The sequence below is a fragment of the Maricaulis virginensis genome (assembly GCF_027922185.1).
GTDB classification, from domain to species: Bacteria; Pseudomonadota; Alphaproteobacteria; order Caulobacterales; family Maricaulaceae; genus Maricaulis; species Maricaulis virginensis.
The window spans coordinates 103532-123812 of sequence record NZ_BSFE01000010.1 but is presented as its reverse complement, the minus strand read 5'-3'; the positions used below and the strand labels follow the sequence as shown (position 1 = coordinate 123812).

Sequence of the window (20281 nt, the reverse complement as noted above, 5' to 3'; positions counted from 1 at the left end):
CATGCTGTCTGTCATTCTGTGGATATTCGTTGGCCTGATCGCCCTGATCCTTCTGGCGCTGGTCATTGCCCGGCGGTTCAGTATTGCCGTTGCGAAGAAGGCTGCGGCGGCGATCCCCGCGCGCGGCCGCTTCACCGAAGTCTCCGGTGGGCGTATCCACTGGACCGATCAGGGCGAGGGGGTGCCGGTCGTGATGATTCACGGCCTGGCCGGCAATCTGCACAATTTCGGCTATGCTCTGGTCGACCGGCTGGCCGGGGATTTCCGGGTTATCGCTGTTGATCGTCCCGGATGCGGCTGGTCCGAGCGCGACGGCGACGAGCAGGCGCGCATTCCCGAACAGGCCCGCATGATCGCCGAGATGCTCGAAAAGGAAGGGATCGGTCCCGCCATCCTGGTCGGGCATTCGCTCGGAGGGGCCGTGTCGCTGGCGCTGGCCGTCAATCATCCGGAGCGGGTGAAGGCGCTGGCGCTGGTTTCGGCGCTGATACAGGCCCCCTCTCAACCGGCTGAAGCCTTTGCCGGCATCGATATCGCCAATCCGGTCCTGCGCCGTCTGGTGGCGAATACGCTGGCGGTGCCGATGTCGATCCGCAATGGCGAAAAGACCCTCGCCTTCGTCTTCGGGCCCGACGCCCCGCCGAAGGATTTCCGCACACGGGGCGGCGGCCTGCTCGGTCTGCGTCCGGAGGCCTTCTATGCGGCGGCGACAGACCTGCAGTGCGTAGCGAAGGACATGGATGGTATCACGACACGGATCGGTAACATCAAGGTCCCGGTGGGCCTGTTCTATGGCACCGACGACCGCATCCTGTCAGCCGGCGACCAGATTGCCGTCCTGCGCCAGGCCTTGCCGGACGCTGACATCGAAACGCTGGATGGCGGTGGCCACATGCCGCTGGTGATCGCGCCGGAGCGGGTGGAGGCTTTCGTCCGGCGGATCGCATCATAGGCTGACGAAAATTACGACGCTATTTGTCGTGACCGCATCCATCTGCGAAAATCTCAAATCGGTGATCGAGACAGGCAAGACCGCGCGCTCGGAAAACTGGCCGCTCGACCGGGCGCCGAAAGGGTAGGGAGGCAGACATGGCACAGTCCCCGCAGGAAATGGCCGACAAGATGGTGGCCAACATGCCCGAGAAGACCGGAAAGCCGCTGGCTGACTGGGTAGCGATCGTGAAGGCCAGCGGTCTGGAGAAGCACGGCGAGATGGTCAAACTGCTCAAGAGTGAGCATGGCATGACGCATGGTTTTGCCAATCTGGTGGCTCATGAGGTGCGAGGCGGTGTGGCGACCAAGCTTCCGGATCCGTCGTCGGATCTCGTGGCGGCCCAGTATGCGGGCGACAAGGCTGTGCTCCGGCCGATCCATGACGCAATCGCGGATGCCGTCGCCGGCTTTGGCGGCGATGTCGAACAAGCACCGAAGAAGACCTATGTCAGCCTGCGCCGGGCCAAGCAGTTCGCGCTCGTCCAGCCTTCGACCAAAACCCGGGTCGATGTCGGCATCAATCTCAAGGACGTGCCTTCGCAGGGGCGTCTGGAAGTGTCCGGTTCCTTCAACGGTATGGTGTCGCACAGGGTGCGCCTTGGCTCGGTCGCGGATGTGGATGCCGAACTGATTGAATGGCTGCGCATGGCATATGACCGCGCCGGATAGGCCGGGGGCTGGACAGGGTGTCGAAGACACCCCATTGTAACTGTCAGCTGAAAGAGGAATGACATGCGTAATCGCGCTCGTGCCATCGCCATTGCCCGACGGATCGACGAAGAGCGGACCGCAAAGGTCCGGACGCTGATGATGTCCGGCCTCATTCTCCTTTCGATTATTATCGGCCTCGCCCTCGCGGGAGCGCTGCCCACGCCTGTTTGACGTCCCACCGGACATCACGACACGGAAAACCGGCCTCGCTCCCAAAGGAGCGGGGCTTTTTCGTGTCTGGCGTGTCCGGCTGACCGGAGACCTGAGAATGCCCCTTACAGCCTCACAGCCGGCGGCAGACATGCCCGGCGACCTCGCCGGCGCGTTCGCCTTTGTCGACAGGCTTCACGAACAGGGCATGGGCGGCATCCTGCGCTCGCCCTGCCTGCCATCGCCCGCGCTCTCCAGGGCGATTGGCTGTGACGTTGTCGTAAAGCTGGAAAATCTCCAGGCGACTGGGTCGTTCAAGGAACGAGGTGCCTATGCCCGTCTCGCGGCGCTGAGCGAGGCGGAGCGCCGTCGAGGCGTGGTGGCCGCATCGGCAGGCAACCACGCCCAGGGCGTTGCGCGTCATGCGACCGCGATGGGCATAAGGGCGACCATCGTCATGCCCGAAGGCACGCCGATGGTGAAGGTCCACCAGACCCGGGCGCTTGGAGCCGAGGTCGACATCACGGGCGCGGATTTCGATGCGGCGAAGGCGCACGCCCTGTCGCTGTCGGCGGAGACCGGTGCGGTGTTTATCCACCCGTTCGACGACCCGGTCGTTCTGGCAGGGCAGGGGACGCTGGCGCGTGAGATGCTCGCCGAATACCCCGATCTCGACACGCTGGTCCTGCCGATCGGCGGGGGCGGTCTGGCCGCAGGCTGTGGGCTCGCGGCACGCCAGATAAAGCCGGATATCGAACTGGTGGGCGTTCAGTCGGATCTTTTTCCGTCTTTTGCCAATCTCTATCACGGGACGGACCGGCCGATCGGCGGCTTTACCCTGGCGGAGGGGATCGCCGTTCGTGAACCCGGCGAGCTGACGCGGTCGATCCTCACCGAAATTCTCGACGATGTGCTTGTCGCGGACGAGCGCCAGATCGAGCGGGCCCTGAACCTCTTCATCTCGCATTTGCGCGTGCTGCCCGAAGGCGCAGGAGCCGCAGGGCTGGCCGGCGTTCTCGCCGCGCCTGAAAGGTTCGCGGGCAAGCGCGTCGGACTGGTTCTCACGGGCGGAAATGTCGATACCCGGCTCTTGTCCTCGCTTTTGCTGAGGGATCTCGCCCGGTCCCGCCGCCTGGCACGGCTGCGCATCGAGCTGGTCGATGTACCGGGCCAGCTGTCGGCCGTGTCCGAGGTGATCTCGCGGGCAGAGGGCAATGTCACGGATGTGGCCTATCACAAGACCTTCTCCGACCTGCCGGCGAAGGTGACCTATATCGATATCTCGCTGGAAGCGCAGGATGCCGCCCATATGGACCGGATCGAAGCGGCGCTGCGCGAGGCCGGTTTCCGCGTGGAACAGGCCAGCTATTGAGCGTTTCATTTAAGTTGTCACATGGACATAGTAGGACCGGCCGCGTGCAAGTGGTCAGCCGTCCGATCTGGAGTTAAGTCATGAAATTCTTTGTCGATACCGCCGATGTCGCTGAAATCACCGAACTCAATGAGGCCGGTCTGGTAGACGGCGTGACGACCAACCCCTCACTGATCGCCAAATCCGGACGCGACTTCATTGAGGTGACGATGGAGATCTGTGCGCTGGTGGACGGTCCGGTGAGCGCCGAAGTCACCGCCATGGACACCGACGGCATGATTACAGAGGGCCGCAAGCTGGCCGCGCTGGCCGGGAATGTCGTGGTCAAGCTGCCGTTGACCTTCGACGGCTTGAAGGCGTGCCGCGCGCTGACGGATGAGGGCATAAAGACCAATGTCACCCTGTGCTTCTCGGCCAATCAGGGCCTGCTCGCAGCCAAGGCCGGCGCGACCTATATCTCGCCCTTCATCGGCCGGCTGGACGATCTGGGTGTCGATGGCATGGAGCTGATCGAAAACCTGCGGATCATCTACGATAACTATGGCTTCGAAACGGAAATCCTGGCCGCATCGATCCGTTCTGCTGACCACGTCCAGCAGTGCGCGCTTGCGGGCGCTGAAGTGGCCACCGTGCCGCCGGCGGTGCTCAAGGGGCTGGTCAGGCACAAGCTGACCGATGCAGGGCTCGAAGCTTTCCTTGCAGACTGGAAAAAGACCGGTCAGAGCATTCTCTGACCGGTTTTCCGGCCGTCAGTCTTTCTGGCATTGTGCTGCCGGATCCCCGGCGAAGCCGGTATTGAGCGCATCGATGGAAACGGGATCGATGTGCATCGCGACGACCTGTGTCGTCCCCTGAACGTCGGCGCACACGGCGTCGAGGAACTCGGCAATATATTGCCGGGCGTGCGGCGAGGGCGCCTGCGTGCCCCGGTCTAGCTGGACAGCGTCGCTGCCCCAGACGAGGTTGGCGCCGGGCACGAGGACGAAGGCCATGCGGTCCAGAGCCGGCCCCGCCGCCAGTCTGATTCGCAGCCGGTTTTCTCCCGTGCCGATTTCCTGACCATTGAAAACCGGGACCAGGGTGTCACTGCCGCGCAGTGCCGGAACCATTGCGGTGACCAGGTCGATATTGTCGGGGTGGACATGTACCGGGATGCCGCGTTCGGCGTAGGCCGCAAGGCCGGCCATGTGCGGCCAGGCATTCGACGTCGTGATCACACCCCGCACCGGTTGTCCGGGGAAGTCGGTCTCGACCTGGTCCATCACCGCACGCGCATAACCGGGCGAAATCGGTGCATCAAGGATGTAGACACCATCGTCGAGGGCGACGGCCATTACATTCCAGGCGCCATAATAGACGCGTACATTCTCGGCCGGGCTTTCATGCCGGCGGGAGAACGGGAAATCGTCGATGGCAAAGCCGCCGGGCGCGGTTTCCGGCGGTTGCGCCAGCGTGCCGGCGAGCGCGGGGCGATCCGTTGAGAAGCTGGACAGCTCGAACCGCTGCCAGGGGCGGCCATTGAAGGTGACTTCCAGCTGGCGCGGGCGCAGGCGGCCGCTCTCCGTTCGCCACCAGAACCCCCATGTACCGCGAACCGTGCTTTCGCCCCAACCGGACAGGAACATGTCGTGGGGGAAACTCGTCTCGACCGTGAAACCGGTTGGAATGCCCGATCCGGGCTGAATGTCTATCGTGACCTGTTCGGCAATCCCGAAGACGGAGCGGGTAAAGGCCAGCCGGTTCTCGCCGTCATGACGCAGATCGTCGGCGAACAGGGCCTGGCGCAACAGCGCGGCGGGAAAAACGTCCAGATATCGCAGGGCTTGCCGGGCCTGGGCCATCCGCGCCGGACCCCAGGCCGTCGCGTCATCCTCGGCGCGTGGATTGCGGGCTGAAGCGGTCGCGTCGTCCGCAAAACGGATCGTGTAGCTGCCGTATGGTGTTCCATTCCAGGCCGGCACGGAACGCGCTTCGGAGACTTCTCCGTGGCGGGATGCCAGATCGGCGGTGACCTGTGCGGTCTGGTCCAGCCGGATCCAGCCGCCCTCAAGTGTGCCGCTCTGTTCGAGCATCCAGGCTTCGCCAGCGATGTCTGCCGTGATCCAGTCACCTCCGGCGATCGCGGTTTGTACACCCAGCGCATCGAGCGCCTGACGGGCGAGGTCAGCCGGCTCGGTGTGGTTTTCAGCATTCGCCGCTGTGCCCATGCAGGCAGTAGCAACGAGCCCGGCGCCAAGCATGATGGCCAGCTTCATGATCGTCCCTCCGATGTCTCCCGTGACGGTCTTGGGTCATGGCAGACAGCGACTCAACCCAATAATCGGTAAGGTTGGCGGGACAGGCCGCCGGCCCGGCCTCAGCGGCAGCTTGACGCATCGCGACCTGGCGTTGCTCGTGGCGGCTTGCTGGCCGATTTGGCGATTTTTTTAAAAATCGTTTGGGAATCAAACGCGAAGCCTGCATAGTCTGGTGCATGGACCGGTGAGTATCGGCGGGCAATCCCTCGCACCGAGTCGCGGCAAGACCGTGTAGCAGTTCCATTTCGACGCACGCGACAAATTGCCATAGAGTTTTTGGGGGATAGTGCGCTAAACCGGGCCCGATAACAGCCAATCCGGGGGCGCATAAATGTCTACGCCGCAAGTGCTGCGACGCGCAGGGGCCGATCCTTCCACTGCCGTCGTCCTTCTCATCACCTTCCTGGGGGCGCTCTGGTCGCTGTTTTCAGCGGCCTACGCACCCGAGGCCGCCATGCGCGGCCAGGCCTGGCTTCTGCTGGGCGGTTTCCTGACGGGTATCATCCTGATCGTCGGGACCATCGCCAATGGCGGCGTCGTCAATGACGAACGCGAATACAACGAGAACCTGGTCAAGGCCGGTGCCATTGCCACCATGTTCTGGGGCATTGCGGGGCTTCTGGTCGGCGTCGTCATCGCCTTCCAGCTGGCTTTCCCGGTGCTCAATATCGAACAGTTCGGCTTCACCAGTTTCGGCCGCCTGCGCCCGCTGCACACCTCCGCGGTGATCTTTGCCTTCGGCGGCAATGCGCTCCTGGCAACATCCTTCTACGTCGTGCAGCGCACCTGCCGCACCCGCATCGCGGGCGGTATCTGGCCGTGGTTCGTATTCTGGGGCTACCAGCTCTTCATCGTGATGGCCGCGACCGGCTATGTGATCGGCATCACCCAGTCCAAGGAATATGCCGAGCCGGAATGGTATACCGACCTGTGGCTGACCATCGTCTGGGTGGCCTATCTCCTAGTCTTCCTTGGTACGCTGTGGAAGCGCAAGGAACCGCACATCTATGTGGCGAACTGGTTCTACCTCGCCTTCATCGTCACCATCGCGGTGCTGCACGTGGTCAACAATCTGGCCATGCCGGTCAGCTTCTTCGGCGCGCGCAGCTACTCGCTCTTTGCCGGCGTGCAGGACGCGCTGACACAGTGGTGGTACGGCCACAATGCGGTGGGCTTCTTCCTGACGGCCGGTTTCCTGGGGATCATGTACTACTTCATCCCCAAGCGTGTTCAGCGCCCGGTCTATTCCTACCGCCTGTCGATCATCCACTTCTGGTCGCTGATCTTCATCTACATCTGGGCCGGCCCGCACCACCTGCACTACACGGCCCTGCCGGAATGGGCGCAGACGCTGGGCATGACCTTCTCGGTGATGCTGTGGATGCCGTCCTGGGGTGGCATGATCAACGGCCTGATGACGCTTTCGGGGGCCTGGGACAAGCTGCGCACCGACCCGGTCGTGCGGATGCTGGTCCTGTCGGTCGCCTTCTACGGCATGTCGACCTTCGAAGGTCCGGTGATGTCGGTCCGCGCCGTCAACGCGCTCTCGCACTACACCGACTGGACCGTCGGCCACGTTCACTCCGGTGCGCTGGGCTGGGTCGGCTTCATCTCCTTCGGGGCCGTCTACTGCCTGGTTCCCTGGCTGTGGAAGCGCAAGGGCATGCATTCCAAGGCGCTGATCGACTGGCACTTCTGGATCGCGACCTTCGGCATCCTGCTCTACATTACCTCGATGTGGGTCGCGGGCATCATGCAGGGTCTGATGTGGCGGGCCTATAACGAGCTCGGCTTCCTGGAATTCTCCTTCGTGGAGACCGTGGAGGCGATGCACATCTCCTACATCATCCGGGCCGTCGGCGGTCTGCTCTACCTGAGCGGCGCGATCATCATGGCCTACAACATGTACCGCACGATCAAGGGCGACGTGAAAGAGGAAGACGAGAATGTCATTCCTCAACCCGCCGCCGTTCCGGCCGAATAGGGGCCTGTCATGTCAGAACAAAAGAAAAGCCGCTGGAGCAAGCTCCACAACAAGCTCTTCGAGCAGAACTCGCTTCTCCTGACCGTTGGCATCCTGGTCACGGTCTCGATCGGCGGGATCGTGGAAATCGCACCGCTCTTCTACCTCGACTCGACCATCGAGGAGGTGGAAGGCGTCCGCCCCTACACGCCGCTGGAACAGCTGGGCCGGGACATCTACATCCGCGAGGGCTGCTATAACTGCCACTCGCAGATGGTGCGCCCGCTGCGCGACGAGGTGGAGCGCTATGGCCACTACTCGCTGGCCGCCGAGAGCATGTACGACCACCCCTTCCAGTGGGGCTCGAAGCGGACGGGGCCGGACCTCGCCCGTGTCGGGGGCAAGTATTCCGATGAATGGCACCGTGACCACCTGCGCAACCCGCAATCGGTGGTGCCGGAGTCGATCATGCCGGACTACCCCTTCCTGGAAACCTCCGAGCTCGACTACGAGAACGTCGCAGCCAACCTTCGGGCGCTGCGCCGGGTGGGCGTGCCGTATTCGGATGCCATGATCGAGAACGCGGTCGCCGACATCACGACGCAGCTCGATCCCTACGCCGCCGACTATGACGGTTTCCAGGAACGCTACCCGAATGCGCTGATGCGCGATTTCGACGGCGATCCGTCCCGGGTGACCGAAATGGATGCGCTCGTGGCCTATCTGCAGGTGCTCGGCACCATGGTGGACTTCTCCACCTATGAAGCCGAAGCCGACGAAAACCTGAGGTAGGGCGATGCACGAGACACTTTCCAACTTCGCCCAGACAGGGGGGCTGCTGATCTTCGTCCTCCTGTTCGCCGGGGTGCTCGCCTACGCGCTGTGGCCGCGTAACCAGGCGAAATTCGACGCCGCCGCGCGCACGCCGCTGGAAGAAACCGACAAGCCGGAAACGGCCGATCACAACAAGGACGAGACCCATGTCCGAGCATGATCAAGAACGCGAAAGAGACGCCCATTCGGGTACCGCGACGACCGGTCACGAATGGGATGGTATCAAGGAACTGGACACGCCGTTGCCGCGCTGGTGGCTGTGGGTTTTCTACGCCAGCATCGCCTGGTCCGTGGTCTACATGATCTTCATGCCGGCCTGGCCGGCCCTGCCGGGGCTGGCTGGCGAGACCGATCACACCCGCGGCCTTCGCGACCACTCCGAGCGGGCCAATGTCGCCCAGGCCATCGAGGAGCTGCACGCCAGCCGGGCCAGCGGGTTCGCGGCCCTCGAGGGGGCCTCGATCGATCAGATCGAGAACGATCCCCAGCTGCTCGGCTTTGTCCGCGCGGCAGGCGAGGCGGCTTTCGGCGACAACTGCGCGACCTGTCACGGGTCGGGTGCACAGGGCGCCATCGGCTACCCCAACCTGAACGACGATGTCTGGCTGTGGGGCGGGACCTATGAGGACATCCGCACCACGTTGCGGTACGGCATCCGGAGCGAGCACCCGGATACCCGTTTCTCGCAGATGCCGTCCTTCGGTCGCGACGAACTGCTCACCGGCAGCGAGATCGCGGATGTGGCCGACTATGTCTTGTCGATGTCCGGCCGTGCCGGGGATGTGAGTGCCGAGGCGCTCGCCCGCGGGCAGGAGACCTACGACATCCAGTGTGCGTCCTGCCACATGCCCGACGGTACGGGCGACCGCATGCAGGGGGCTCCGAACCTGGTCGACCAGGATTGGCTCTATGGTTCGAGCCGCGAGCAGGTGATCAACATCATCCATCGCGGTCCCTACGGCGTGATGCCGGCCTGGGAAGGCCGTCTGAACGACGCCACGATCGATGCGCTGGCCGCCTATGTCTACCTGCTCGGCGGCGGTGAGGAAGCAGAGGGTGCGGCGAACGGTCCCACGGGTCGCTAGGTCGCATACATCAACTACAGGAACCGGGATAAAGCGCCGTCATGAGTGACAAGAACACACGCGCCATGGCGGCGCCCGGTATCCGCAAGTCAAAGGCCGAAGCGGTCAACGCAGCGGACACGCGCGAACTCTACAAGAAGCGCGAGCCCATCTACCCCAAACTGGCACACGGCAAGTTCCGGACTGTCAAATGGGTGGTGATGGCGGTGACGCTCGGCATCTACTACCTCGTTCCCTTCCTGCGCTGGGACCGGGGACCGGACGCGCCGGACCAGGCCGTCCTGGTCGATTTTGCCGGCCGGCGTTTCTACTTCTTCTTCATCGAGATCTGGCCGCAGGAAGTCTACTACATCACCGGCCTGTTGATCCTGGCGGCGCTGGCGCTGTTCCTGGCAACGGCACTCTTCGGCCGGGTCTGGTGCGGCTATGCCTGCCCGCAGACCGTCTGGACCGACCTGTTCATCTGGGTCGAGCGCGCCTTTGAAGGCGACCGCAATGCCCGGATCAAGCTGGACCGGTCGCCCTGGTCCTTCGACAAGGCCTGGCGCAAGATCGGCAAGCACGCGGTCTGGCTGGTCATCGCACTGGCGACGGGCGGCGCCTGGATCCTGTATTTCCACGACGCGTATGACGTGATCGGGAATTTCTTCACCGGCCAGGCCGAGCCGTCCTCCTATCTGTTTGCCGGTATTCTCACCTTCACCACGTACACGCTCGCCGGCACGATGCGCGAGCAGGTGTGTACCTATATGTGTCCCTGGCCGCGTATCCAGGCTGCCATGACGGACCGGGATGCCCTGAACGTCACCTATCGGGTCGACCGGGGCGAGCCGCGCGGCCCGCACAAGAAGAATGAAAGCTGGGACGGCCGCGGCGACTGTATCGACTGCAAGCAATGTGTGGCGGTCTGCCCGATGGGCATCGACATCCGCGACGGCGCCCAGCTGGAGTGTATCCAGTGCGCGCTTTGCATCGATGCCTGCGACGACATCATGAGAAAGGTGGACCGTCCGACCGGCCTTATCACCTACGAGACGGACGACAATGTCGACCGTTTCCAGAGAGGCGAGAAAGCCGTCTACAAGTTCATCCGCCCGCGTACGGTCGTCTACGGCGTGGCCTTTGCCATCGTTGCGGCGATCATGCTGGCGGCCCTGCTCAACCGGTCGGAACTCGAGCTCAATTCGCAGCGGGACCGCAACCCGAACTTCGTGATCCTGTCGGACGGTTCGGTGCGGAACGGCTACAATCTGAAAGTCGTGAACAAGGCCAATGAGCCGCGCATTCTCACTCTTTCGATCGAAGGCGATCCGCAGATCGAAACGCGGCTTCTGGGCGCCGCAGATGATGCCCCCATGCAGCTGACGGTAGATGCCGACCGGACCCAGGACTTCGTGATATATCTCACCCTGCCGGCCAGTGCGATCGACGGCGCACGCGAGACCTTCAATTTCCGCGTCACAGACACGCGGACCGGCGAAACCGCGACCACCCCGTCAATGATCGTGACCGGAGCCGAGTGATGAAGTCGTTTCTCAACCCTGTGCGGGGCTGGCATGTCCTGGTTCTCATCGTGCTGTTTTTCAGCGTCACGATCGGGGTGAACGCCACTTTCATCACCCTCGCCATGCGCACCCATCCCGGCGAGGATGTCCCGCGCTCCTACTATCAGGGCCTTAATTACAACGAGACGCTGGCCCGCCGTCACGAACAGGCCGAGCTGGGCTGGTCGGCCCGCGTCAACGTGGTCGATGGCGAGCTGCTGGTTGAGGTCAGCGACGCCGATGGTGCACCCGTTCCGGGGCTCCTGCTGACCGGCGCCATGAACCATCCCACGAACACGTCGCGTGACTGTCCGCTCGAGTTTCTGGAAGGCCGCGCCGGCCTCTATCGCGCCGCACTGCCGTGTACCGAGGCCGGGCAATGGCATCTGCGCGCGCGCAATAATGGCGACGCGCCGTTCGAAATGGAGCACGCGCTTTGGCTGCGCTAGACACGGCCCATTTTTCCGAACCTGTCAGCCAGGTCGATCCGCAGGCCTTTGTCCGCCTCGCCGATGGACAATGCCATCTTGACCTGCTGGTGCGCGGCGCCGTCTGCGCCGGCTGTATTTCGCGCATCGAGTCGGGGCTGCTCGAGGACGACCGTGTTGAACGTGCACGGCTCAACCTGTCGACCGGCCGCCTTCGCCTGAGCTGGCGGGGCGATGCGGCGCTTGCATCGACCTATGTCAGCCGGCTGGGCCGGCTGGGTTATCCCGCCACGCCCTACGAGCCGGAAGCTGAAGCCGATCCCCAGAAGGAAGAAGAGCGCAAGCTGCTGCGTGCGATGGCGGTCGCCGGCTTTGCCATGGCGAATGTCATGCTGCTGTCGATCTCGGTCTGGGCCGGCGGCATGGAAATGACCGAGGCGACCCAGGCACTGATGCACCGGATATCGGCGCTGATCGTGTTGCCGGCGGTCGCCTATGCAGGCCAGCCCTTCTTCCGCTCGGCAATCACGGCTCTGCGCAACAGGCACGTCAATATGGACGTGCCGATCTCGCTCGCGGTGATCCTGGCCTGCGGCCTGTCGATCTGGGAAACCTTCTACGGGCATGGCGACACGTATTTCGATGCCGCGGCGATGCTGCTCTTCTTCCTGCTGATCGGGCGGTTTCTCGACATGCGCCTGCGGGCCAAGGCGGGAGAGGCCGCTCGCGGCCTGGCGGCGATGCAGGCAGCGACCGCCAACCGGATTCGCGCGGACGGGCGCATCGAGGCGATCCCGGCCCGCGAGGTGAAGGCAGGCGACCGGCTGGTCCTGGCCGCAGGCGACCGGGTGCCGGTGGATGCCGTGATCCGCGAAGGGCAGGGCGCGCTGGACGGTTCCCTTGTGACCGGCGAAACCGCGCCCGTTGCCGCAAGGCCGGGCATCGAAGTCTTTTCCGGCATGCTGAATCTGGACGGCAAGCTGGTGCTGGAGGCGACGGCCGACCGCGACAATTCCTTGCTCGCCGAGATCACACGCCTCGTCGAGGCGGGCGAGCAAAGCCGGTCGCGCTATGTGCGTCTCGCCGACCGGGCCGCCAAGCTCTACGTGCCCGTGGTTCATTCCCTCGCCGCGCTGACCCTGCTGGGCTGGCTGGTTATAGGGCAGGATCCGCACCTGGCCATCATCCACGCCATCGCGGTCCTGATCATCACCTGCCCCTGCGCGCTGGGCCTGGCCGTGCCGGCCGTCCAGGTCGTTGCATCCGGCCGTCTTTATCGCGAAGGCGTGTTGGTGAAGTCGGGTGACGCCATGGAGCGTCTGGCCGGGATCGATACCGTCGTGTTCGACAAGACGGGCACGTTGACCGAGGGCCGTCCGCGCCTGATCAATAGGGACGACATCCCCGATATGGCATTCGAGACGGCCGCACGGCTCGCCCGGACCAGCCGTCACCCGCTGTCGCGTGCCGTCGCCGATGCCGCAGGCATGGGGATCGCAGCCGCTGAAACGCGCGAGATTTCCGGCGGCGGTATCGAGGCCGTCGAGGACGGTGTGACGATCCGTTTCGGGTCGGCCCGCTGGCTGGGCATCGAGGCGGCGAGTGATCCGCACAGCGAAGTCTGGCTCAAGGCCGGTGACGAGGCGCCCATCCGCTTCCGCTTTGAAGACCGGCTGCGCGCAGACGCTGCCGAGACGGTTGCCGCGCTGCGCGAACGCGGTTGCCGGGTCGAGCTCCTCTCCGGAGACCGGACCGGCCCCGTCGAGGCTGTTGCGGCCGAGCTGGGACTGGATGCCTGGCAGGCAGAGCTGAAACCGCAGGACAAGATTGCGCGCCTGGAAACGCTCAAGGCCGAGGGGCGCAGCGTCGCCATGATCGGCGACGGGATCAATGATGCGCCGGCGCTCGCTGCGGCAGACGTGTCCGTCTCGCTGGCTTCGGCCGCGGAGATTTCCCAGGCTGCAGCCGACTTCGTCTTGCAGGGCGACCGGCTGGCGGCGGCCATCGTGGCCTATGATGTGTCGTGCGGCGCCAAGCGGCGGGTGCTGGAGAATTTCGGCCTGGCCGCGGTCTACAACATGATCGCCGTGCCGCTCGCCGTGGCCGGTCTGGTCACGCCGCTGATCGCCGCCATCGCCATGTCGGCGTCCTCGGTCCTGGTCACTCTCAATGCGCTGAGGCTTGCTCGCTGATGTCCGTCCTGATCTGGCTGATACCTGTTGCCATCGCCATGGGCGGTCTGGGTCTCCTGGCTTTCATGTGGAGCCTGAAGTCCGGCCAGTTCGAGGATCTGGACGGGGCCGCAGAGCGCATCCTGATGGATGACGACAAGCCGATCGTGCCGAAAGGCTATGCCGAGGGCGAGGCGGAGGACGACGCCGACGGCGCCGCTTCCGGCGAGAAATCCCGGTAGGCATGCCAGGTCGCCAGCGCGACCCACGGGAAGGTCACCGCCAGTCCGATCAGGAACACCGCTGACCCCGCCGCCATCATGAAGGCGATCAGCCAGGCCCAGGTCAGCATCACGAAGGGCTGTCCGATCACGGCCTTGAAGCTCGCGACGAGCGCGGTCACCGCGTCCACGTCCTGATCGACCAGCATCGGGAAGGCAAGGGCGGACATGGAGAAGGCGACGGCTGCCAGGACTGCACCGATCGCCGTGCCGATGACCATCAGGCTCAGCCCGGCCGGATCACTCAGCGCGTATTCCAGGAATGGTCCCGGCAGCAGGGGCGTATCGGGTGCAAGGGCAACCAGCAGGAATTGTGCGATCCGGACCCACAGCAGGAAGAGCATCAAGAGCAGCAGGCTGAGAAAGCCGATCTGCGACAGCCGCGAGGGAAAGCGCGAGATGATGAAGCGGAAGCGGGGCTTTTCACCGCGTTCGATCGCCCGGGGGACCTGGTAGATGCCGATTGCAAGGGCGGGTGCGACAAGGGCGAAACCGCTCAGCGCGACCGGGACGGCGGAGGCAAAACCGATAGCGTTCAGTCCCAGCACGATCAGGGCGCCCGCACCGACAAAGATCAGGCCGTAACCGACCGTCACCCGCGGCGCGCGTATGATGTCCTGCCATCCGGCTTTCAGCCAGGCCCAGGGTGCGTCCCGGCGCACGTGCTTGAGATGAACCATGGTGTCCTCCCTCGGAAATTCTATGCTGGGTATCGTCAGCTGTTTTGCGGCATTACGCCACACTTTATTTGTGGGCTTGTCCAGTCGAAGACAGCGCCAGGGAGTATGGCATGGCGCCGGCCGGATTGTCAGAACTGAGCCTTCTGGGCGGAATGCTCGCCGGATTCGCATCCAGCCTGCACTGCGTCGGCATGTGCGGCGGCATCGCGGCAAGCCTGTCTGTTTCGCTCGGTGGTGACGCAGCCCGAAGCCGCGCCCGGGCGCTCATGCTGGCACAGACCGGCCGCATAGCGGCCTATGTCTTCGCTGGCGCTGTCCTCGCAGCGCTCGGTTCCCAGGCCTATTTCGCCTTCGATCGCGCCGAGGCCCACCTCATCCTGCGCTGGCTGGCGGCTGCCATGCTCGTCTATATCGGCTTGTCGGTCGCGGGCTGGGCGCCGTCCCTGGCGGGTGTCGACCGCCTGGGAGCACGCCTTTTGACCTGGATGCGGGCGCCGTTTTCGGGAGCCCTGTCGCTGGCCAGCCCGCTGCTGGCCGGCTTCCTCTGGGGCTTTCTGCCCTGCGGCATGGTCTATGCCACGCTGTTCTACGCCATGCTGTCGGGCTCCATCGCGACCGGTGCGCTGATCATGCTGGGTTTCGGACTCGGCACGTTGCCAGCCGTCACCGCCGCGGCGTTCGGCGTCACCGGATTGCTGTCGGCGGCACGCACGCCCCGGGTTCGAATCGCGGTCGGGCTGGCGATCGTGATGATCGGTGTAGCCTCGGCCGCACTGCCCTGGCGCACGATTGCCGCATTCTGCGGCATCGAACTCGCCTGACGGGAGAAATCGCGCCGAATGCCCATTTCGCCGGTGCGTTTTTCTTAACAAAGCATTATGGTTCGGCGCCAATGGGATAGGAGTTCAGCGATGTCGCTGTGGCACAGTCGAATCCTCGCGCTGGTACTGGCGCTGGGGGCCGTTGCGTGTACCGGTCCGTCTGACGAGACGGTCGAATCAACCGGACCTCAACTGGAGCGACGATCCGCCGATGCGCCGCGCGCTGCGACCGAGGCGCCCGCGAACTTCGCATTCCTGCGCTATGCGATCAGCGTCGATGGTGACACGCCGGAGGTCTGCCTCGGCTTCACGCATCCGCTCGATCCCGACACCGACTACGAACCCTATGTCGCCGTGACGCCGCAGCGCCCGATCGCCCTGTCGGCATCGGGGCGCTCGCTGTGTGTCGGCGGTCTGACCTTCGGTGACGGCCAGAGCCTTACACTGCGCGAGGGCCTGCCAGCCGCGAATGGTGATGCCCTGCTGGTGGACGAAACCGTCGAGATCGATTTCGGCGACCGCCCGGCCTTTGTCGGCATTGCCGGCGACGGCGTGATCCTGCCCCGCCGTGATGCCGATGGTCTGGCCATCGAGACGGTGAATGTCGATGCGGTCGAACTCGAAGTCTGGCGGATCACTGACCGGGCGCTGGCCTTCCGCTCCATCACGACCGGCTTCAACGCGGCCCAGGGCGAATACAACTGGGTTCCCGAAGAGGAGAGCCCGCACGCCGTCGGCGAACAGATCTGGCAGGGCCGCATGGAAACCGCTGGCGCGCCGAATACGCCGGTGACGACTGTTTTCCCGATCGCCGAAGCCATCGGAACCCTCTCGCCCGGCGCCTACTTCGTTTCGGTACGCGAAGACAGCGAAGCGGCTGACGATGACGTTCCGGCCCGCGCCGAACGCTGGCTCGTGATCACCGATCTGGCGCTGACGGCCTATCGCGGTGCGGATGGTATCGATTTCGTGGTGCGCTCGCTGCAGACCGCGATGCCGGAGGCCGGTGTCGAGGTGCAGCTGATCGCACACTCCAACGAGATCCTTGCCACGGCCATGACGGATTCGAACGGCCGTGCGCGTTTTGACGGGCCGCTGACGCGCGGCGAGGGTGCCATGGCACCGCGTCTCCTGACCGCCTATGGCCGCAATAATGATTTCGCGGTGCTCGATTTCCAGCGCAACCCGGTCGACCTGTCCGGTCAGGATATCGGCGGCCGCCAGCGCCCGGACGGTGCAGACGGCTATGTCTGGCTCGACCGGGGCATCTACCGGCCCGGCGAGACCGTGCATGCCGGCGCGATGGTACGTGATGCCGAAGCCGTCGCGATTTCGGACCGGCCCGTCACGCTGACGGTCTACGGGCCGAACGGTATCGAAGCCGCCGTGTCACGCTTTGAGGGCCTGCCGCAGGCCGGATCTGTCTTCTGGGACTATCATCTGCCCGTGGCCGCCGCGCGCGGCGAATGGCGCATCGTCGCGACGATGGACGGGTATGGCGATGTCGGCTCGACCCGGTTCTCGGTCGAGGATTTCGTTCCGCAACGCATCGCCCTGGAACTCGACGCCGATGACGAGACGCCGATCCTTCTTGGCGGCAAGCGTGAAATCGCCGCCAATGTCCGCTTCCTCTACGGCGCTCCGGGTGCGGGACTGCCGGTCGAGGGGCGTCTGCGGATCGAGACCGACCCGCGTCCCTTCGCCGACTATCCCGGGTTCAGCTTCGGCCGGCATGACGAACCTTTCCGCGACCGTACCGAGGATCTGCCTGGCACGGTGGCCGATGGTGCCGGTGCCGCGACCCTGACCGTCAGTGCGGGCGAGATCGGTGCCGATGCCACCCAGCCGCTGCGCATCCGGGCCGTCGTCTCCGCCATCGAACCCGGCGGCCGGGCTGTCGCCGATGATGTCCGCATTCCCTACCGTCCTGCGCCGCTCTATCTCGGCCTGAAGCCGCAATTCGAAGGCCGCGCAGGACGTAATCGCGAGAGCGCTTTCGACGTGATCGCGGTCGATGCCGGTGGTGCGCCGGTCGCGGCCGATGTCGAATGGCAGTTGATGCGGATCGACTGGGATTATGACTGGTACCGCACCGATGGCGAACGCTGGCGCTGGCGCCGCACCCGCCATGTCGTGCCGATCGAGGAAGGTGTGCTGTCGCTTGATGGTGAGGGCGCCGATCCCCTGTCCCTGCGCGCGCTTGACTGGGGCGACTATCAGCTTGTCGTGACCGACCCGCAGAGCGGCATGTCCGCCAGCGCCCAGTTCTGGGTCGGCTGGGGCGGGTCTTCCGAGCCGGGCGTCGAGGCGCCGGACCGCGTCGCCCTGTCGGGCCCTGAAGAGCCTGTCGCCGTTGGCGGCACCGCAACCGTGTCGATCCGTCCGCCCTATCCCGGCGAGGCCGAGGTGGTGATCGCCAGCGACCGCGTGCTGGAAACCCGTTCTGTCAGCATTCCCGAAGGCGGTGTCGAACTGTCCTTCAATGTCACCGAGGACTGGGGCGCCGGCGCCTACGCCATGGTGTCGGTCTACACGCCGCGCGACCCGGTCGACCGTCCGGCCCCGCGCCGGGCTGTCGGGATTCTGCACCTGCCCGTCGACATGTCGGACCGGACGCTGGAGATCGATTTCAACGCACCCGAACGCATTCATCCGCGCCAGACCGTCGAGCTGGAACTGGCGATCGATGGGCCGGTGCGCAGCGGTGCCTACGTCTCCGTGGCGGCGGTCGATGAGGGCATTCTCGCCCTGACCCGCTTTGCCTCCCCCGATCCGCAGGCCTGGTATTTCGGCAAGACGGCGCTTGATGTCGATCTGCACGATGATTATGGCCGCCTGCTCGATCCGAACCAGGGCGCCGCCGCGCCCGTGCGCCAGGGTGGCGACCAGATCGGCGGTGCCGGTCTGACTGTCGTGCCGACGCAGACCGTGGCGCTGTTCACCGGCCCCGTTGAAGTGGACCGCAATGGCCGCGCGACCGTGTCCTTCGACGTGCCCGACTTCAATGGCGAGTTGCGCCTCATGGCGGTTGCCTGGAGCGGCCGCGCCGTCGGTCAGGCGGCCCAGCCGCTGACCGTGCGCGACGATGTGCCGGCCGAACTGATCCTGCCGCGCTTCCTCGCCCCGGGCGATCGGTCGACCGCAACGCTGACGATCGACAATATCGATGGTGCGCCGGGCGCCTATGCCGTGGCGATGGATGCCGAACCGCCGGTCAGCATGTCTGCCACCGAGACGATCGAGCTCGCCGCCGGCCAGCGTATCGATCGCCGTTACGGACTTTCGTCCGGCGATGTCGGCGTGGGCTCGGTGGGGCTGTCGGTCGAAGGGCCGGACGAGTTTGCCGTCGCGCGCAGCTATCCCATAGAGGTGCGTTCGGCCTGGCTGCCATCCTCCCGTGTCGAGCGCGGACGCGTCATGCCGGGTGACAGCTGGCGCCTGTCCAGCGATGTTCTGGCCGGCTATCTGCCGGGCACGTCCGATGTGACGGTGAGCTTCTCGCCGACGCCGCTGGACGAGGCGGCACTGCTGACGGCGCTCAGCCGCTACCCCTATGGCTGTACCGAGCAGATCACCAGCCGGGCGCTGCCGCTGCTCTACGCCGATCCTCTCGCCAGCGCTGCGGGTGAAGACCCGGTCGAGGGCGCGCGGGCACGCGTGCAGGAGGCCATTGCAACGCTGCTGTCACGCCAGTCTGCCGATGGTGCCATCGGCCTGTGGCGTATCGGCGACCGCGGCTTGCGGCCCTGGATCGGTGCCTATGCGACCGACTTCCTGGCGCGGGCCAGGGAGGCTGGATATACCGTGCCGGATGCGGCACTGGAACGAGCCTATACCGGCCTTGAGCATATTGCCTCCGGCGAGATGTGGCGGGTCAACGGCTATGACACCGAGATACATCGCTGGCGCGGTCAGACCGATACGCCCGAGCGTCTCAATGACCGTTCCGCGGCCTATGCGCTCTACGTTCTGGCCCGCGCCGGGCGGGTCGACCGGTCGCGCCTGCGCTACATGCATGACGAGCGCCTGGAGGCGATCGAAAGCCCGCTGGCCCGGGCACAGATCGGTGCGGCGCTTTATCTGATCGGTGACCAGGCCCGTGCGGTGAGTGCCTTCGATGCGGCCGAGGCGGCGCTGGGTTTTGAGAACCCCGGCAATTACTACATGTCGCCGCGGCGTGACCTGGCCGGTGTTCTGGCCCTGGCCGCTGAAGCCGGCCAGCATGAGCGTGTCGCTCGCCTGGCCGAGCGTGTCGGTCAGGATCTGCCGGAACCCGCGCGTCTCAACACACAGGAAAAGGCCTTCCTGCTTCTCGCCGCGAATGCGCTTCGCGATGGCGGAGAGGAGATCGCAGTCGACACGCCCGCCGAGGCCGACGGCCCGCTGCGCTACCGGCTGGAAGCCGGCGAGATCGGTGAGGGGGTCGAGTTCCGCATGACCGGCGATGCGCCGGCCTGGGTGACCCAGATCGCTCACGGCCAGACCGTCGAGGCACCGGATGTCGATGCCCAGGGCCTGGTGATCCAGAAGCGGATCCGCCGCCTCGATGGTTCCGAGGCCGATCTGGAGAACCTGGTCCAGGGCGACCGCCTGATCGTCGATCTTGTTGTCGCGCCGCGCGAGGAACGCCTGATCCCGGCCATCGTGGAAGACCTTCTGCCGCCAGGCTTCGAGATCGAGGCTGTCGTGCGGCCGGAGGATGCCGGCAATAGCGGTGTCTATTCGTGGCTCGACAATATCCGCGAGCCGCGCGTGGCCGAAGCGCGCGATGACCGCTTCGTGGCAGCACTCGACCTGCGCAACCGGCGGGCCGAGCGTATCGCCTATGTCGTGCGCGCCGTGACGCCGGGCACCTACACACTGCCCGGTGCCGTGGTCGAGGACATGTACCGGCCGGACACGTTCGCGCGCAGTGCGACCGGGCGTGTCGTGATCGCACCGCGAGGCTGAT

17 protein-coding genes are annotated in these 20281 nt (G+C 65.0%); 15 read left to right on the top strand and 2 right to left on the bottom strand.

The features are described from left to right. The first annotated feature begins 1 nt into the window (after position 1). The 5 genes from PKE71_RS14950 to fsa all read left to right on the top strand — a co-directional run bounded on the left by PKE71_RS14950 (position 2) and on the right by fsa (position 3960). Complete coding sequence (locus PKE71_RS14950) at positions 2-952, top strand: alpha/beta fold hydrolase (RefSeq protein WP_271187801.1); 951 nt, start codon at positions 2-4, stop codon at positions 950-952. A gap of 137 nt (positions 953-1089) precedes the next feature. Beyond that, positions 1090-1662 (top strand): DUF4287 domain-containing protein, encoded by a 573-nt coding sequence (locus tag PKE71_RS14945; protein ID WP_271187800.1) that lies wholly within the window; start codon positions 1090-1092, stop codon positions 1660-1662. A 63-nt stretch (positions 1663-1725) separates the two neighbouring features. After that, a complete protein-coding gene (locus tag PKE71_RS14940) occupies positions 1726-1875 on the top strand; it encodes a hypothetical protein (RefSeq protein ID WP_271187799.1) in 150 nt (49 codons plus the stop codon). A 97-nt stretch (positions 1876-1972) separates the two neighbouring features. Then, positions 1973-3226 carry a threonine ammonia-lyase gene (locus PKE71_RS14935; RefSeq protein ID WP_271187798.1) on the top strand — a complete coding sequence of 418 codons (1254 nt, stop codon included), beginning with the start codon at positions 1973-1975 and terminating at the stop codon, positions 3224-3226. A gap of 80 nt (positions 3227-3306) precedes the next feature. Further along, entirely contained in the window at positions 3307-3960 is a 654-nt protein-coding gene (gene fsa / locus PKE71_RS14930) for a fructose-6-phosphate aldolase (protein ID WP_271187797.1), read from the top strand. A 15-nt stretch (positions 3961-3975) separates the two neighbouring features. Here fsa and PKE71_RS14925 read toward each other — a convergent pair whose 3' ends face one another. Beyond that, entirely contained in the window at positions 3976-5481 is a 1506-nt protein-coding gene (locus tag PKE71_RS14925) for an MBL fold metallo-hydrolase (protein WP_271187796.1), read from the bottom strand. 373 nt (positions 5482-5854) lie between these two features. Between PKE71_RS14925 and ccoN the strand changes: the two genes are divergently transcribed. From ccoN to ccoS, 8 genes are read left to right on the top strand one after another with little or no spacing between them, the layout of a single operon-like run. Beyond that, positions 5855-7507, top strand: coding sequence for a cytochrome-c oxidase, cbb3-type subunit I (ccoN, locus tag PKE71_RS14920; protein WP_271187795.1), 1653 nt, complete (start codon positions 5855-5857; stop codon positions 7505-7507). A 9-nt stretch (positions 7508-7516) separates the two neighbouring features. Beyond that, positions 7517-8278 (top strand): cytochrome-c oxidase, cbb3-type subunit II, encoded by a 762-nt coding sequence (gene ccoO / locus PKE71_RS14915; RefSeq protein WP_271187794.1) that lies wholly within the window; start codon positions 7517-7519, stop codon positions 8276-8278. 4 nt (positions 8279-8282) lie between these two features. Beyond that, positions 8283-8480, top strand: a complete 198-nt coding sequence (locus tag PKE71_RS14910; RefSeq protein WP_271187793.1) for a cbb3-type cytochrome c oxidase subunit 3 — start codon at positions 8283-8285, stop codon at positions 8478-8480. Beyond that, on the top strand, positions 8467-9405 hold the full coding sequence (gene ccoP, locus PKE71_RS14905; protein ID WP_271187792.1) for a cytochrome-c oxidase, cbb3-type subunit III: 939 nt from the start codon (positions 8467-8469) through the stop codon (positions 9403-9405). The genes PKE71_RS14910 and ccoP overlap by 14 nt, the downstream gene beginning before the upstream one ends. A gap of 41 nt (positions 9406-9446) precedes the next feature. Beyond that, a complete protein-coding gene (gene ccoG / locus PKE71_RS14900; RefSeq protein ID WP_271187791.1) occupies positions 9447-10928 on the top strand; it encodes a cytochrome c oxidase accessory protein CcoG in 1482 nt (493 codons plus the stop codon). Continuing rightward, entirely contained in the window at positions 10928-11398 is a 471-nt protein-coding gene (locus PKE71_RS14895) for a FixH family protein (RefSeq protein WP_271187790.1), read from the top strand. Before ccoG ends, PKE71_RS14895 begins: the two co-directional genes overlap by 1 nt. Then, complete coding sequence (locus PKE71_RS14890) at positions 11386-13569, top strand: copper-translocating P-type ATPase (protein ID WP_271187789.1); 2184 nt, start codon at positions 11386-11388, stop codon at positions 13567-13569. Before PKE71_RS14895 ends, PKE71_RS14890 begins: the two co-directional genes overlap by 13 nt. Then, on the top strand, positions 13569-13790 hold the full coding sequence (gene ccoS, locus PKE71_RS14885; protein WP_271187788.1) for a cbb3-type cytochrome oxidase assembly protein CcoS: 222 nt from the start codon (positions 13569-13571) through the stop codon (positions 13788-13790). The genes PKE71_RS14890 and ccoS overlap by 1 nt, the downstream gene beginning before the upstream one ends. Here ccoS and PKE71_RS14880 read toward each other — a convergent pair. After that, a complete protein-coding gene (locus PKE71_RS14880; RefSeq protein ID WP_271187787.1) occupies positions 13727-14509 on the bottom strand; it encodes a DUF2189 domain-containing protein in 783 nt (260 codons plus the stop codon). The genes ccoS and PKE71_RS14880 overlap by 64 nt on opposite strands. A 110-nt stretch (positions 14510-14619) precedes the next feature. Here PKE71_RS14880 and PKE71_RS14875 point away from each other — a divergent pair, with 110 nt between their 5' ends. Both PKE71_RS14875 and PKE71_RS14870 read left to right on the top strand, forming a co-directional pair. Next, positions 14620-15330, top strand: coding sequence for a sulfite exporter TauE/SafE family protein (locus PKE71_RS14875; protein WP_271187786.1), 711 nt, complete (start codon positions 14620-14622; stop codon positions 15328-15330). A gap of 90 nt (positions 15331-15420) precedes the next feature. Continuing rightward, entirely contained in the window at positions 15421-20280 is a 4860-nt protein-coding gene (locus PKE71_RS14870; protein WP_271187785.1) for an alpha-2-macroglobulin family protein, read from the top strand. Position 20281: the final 1 nt, after the last annotated feature.

What these genes read in the sequence shown, in the direction of transcription:
- PKE71_RS14950 (WP_271187801.1), top strand. Translation starts at nt 2, where the DNA reads ATGCTGTCTGTCATTCTGTGGATATTCGTTGGCCTGATCGCCCTGATC.
- PKE71_RS14945 (WP_271187800.1), top strand. Translation starts at nt 1,090, where the DNA reads ATGGCACAGTCCCCGCAGGAAATGGCCGACAAGATGGTGGCCAACATG.
- PKE71_RS14940 (WP_271187799.1), top strand. Translation starts at nt 1,726, where the DNA reads ATGCGTAATCGCGCTCGTGCCATCGCCATTGCCCGACGGATCGACGAA.
- PKE71_RS14935 (WP_271187798.1), top strand. Translation starts at nt 1,973, where the DNA reads ATGCCCCTTACAGCCTCACAGCCGGCGGCAGACATGCCCGGCGACCTC.
- fsa (WP_271187797.1), top strand. Translation starts at nt 3,307, where the DNA reads ATGAAATTCTTTGTCGATACCGCCGATGTCGCTGAAATCACCGAACTC.
- PKE71_RS14925 (WP_271187796.1), bottom strand. Translation starts at nt 5,481, where the DNA reads ATGAAGCTGGCCATCATGCTTGGCGCCGGGCTCGTTGCTACTGCCTGC.
- ccoN (WP_271187795.1), top strand. Translation starts at nt 5,855, where the DNA reads ATGTCTACGCCGCAAGTGCTGCGACGCGCAGGGGCCGATCCTTCCACT.
- ccoO (WP_271187794.1), top strand. Translation starts at nt 7,517, where the DNA reads ATGTCAGAACAAAAGAAAAGCCGCTGGAGCAAGCTCCACAACAAGCTC.
- PKE71_RS14910 (WP_271187793.1), top strand. Translation starts at nt 8,283, where the DNA reads ATGCACGAGACACTTTCCAACTTCGCCCAGACAGGGGGGCTGCTGATC.
- ccoP (WP_271187792.1), top strand. Translation starts at nt 8,467, where the DNA reads ATGTCCGAGCATGATCAAGAACGCGAAAGAGACGCCCATTCGGGTACC.
- ccoG (WP_271187791.1), top strand. Translation starts at nt 9,447, where the DNA reads ATGAGTGACAAGAACACACGCGCCATGGCGGCGCCCGGTATCCGCAAG.
- PKE71_RS14895 (WP_271187790.1), top strand. Translation starts at nt 10,928, where the DNA reads ATGAAGTCGTTTCTCAACCCTGTGCGGGGCTGGCATGTCCTGGTTCTC.
- ccoS (WP_271187788.1), top strand. Translation starts at nt 13,569, where the DNA reads ATGTCCGTCCTGATCTGGCTGATACCTGTTGCCATCGCCATGGGCGGT.
- PKE71_RS14880 (WP_271187787.1), bottom strand. Translation starts at nt 14,509, where the DNA reads ATGGTTCATCTCAAGCACGTGCGCCGGGACGCACCCTGGGCCTGGCTG.
- PKE71_RS14875 (WP_271187786.1), top strand. Translation starts at nt 14,620, where the DNA reads ATGGCGCCGGCCGGATTGTCAGAACTGAGCCTTCTGGGCGGAATGCTC.
- PKE71_RS14870 (WP_271187785.1), top strand. Translation starts at nt 15,421, where the DNA reads ATGTCGCTGTGGCACAGTCGAATCCTCGCGCTGGTACTGGCGCTGGGG.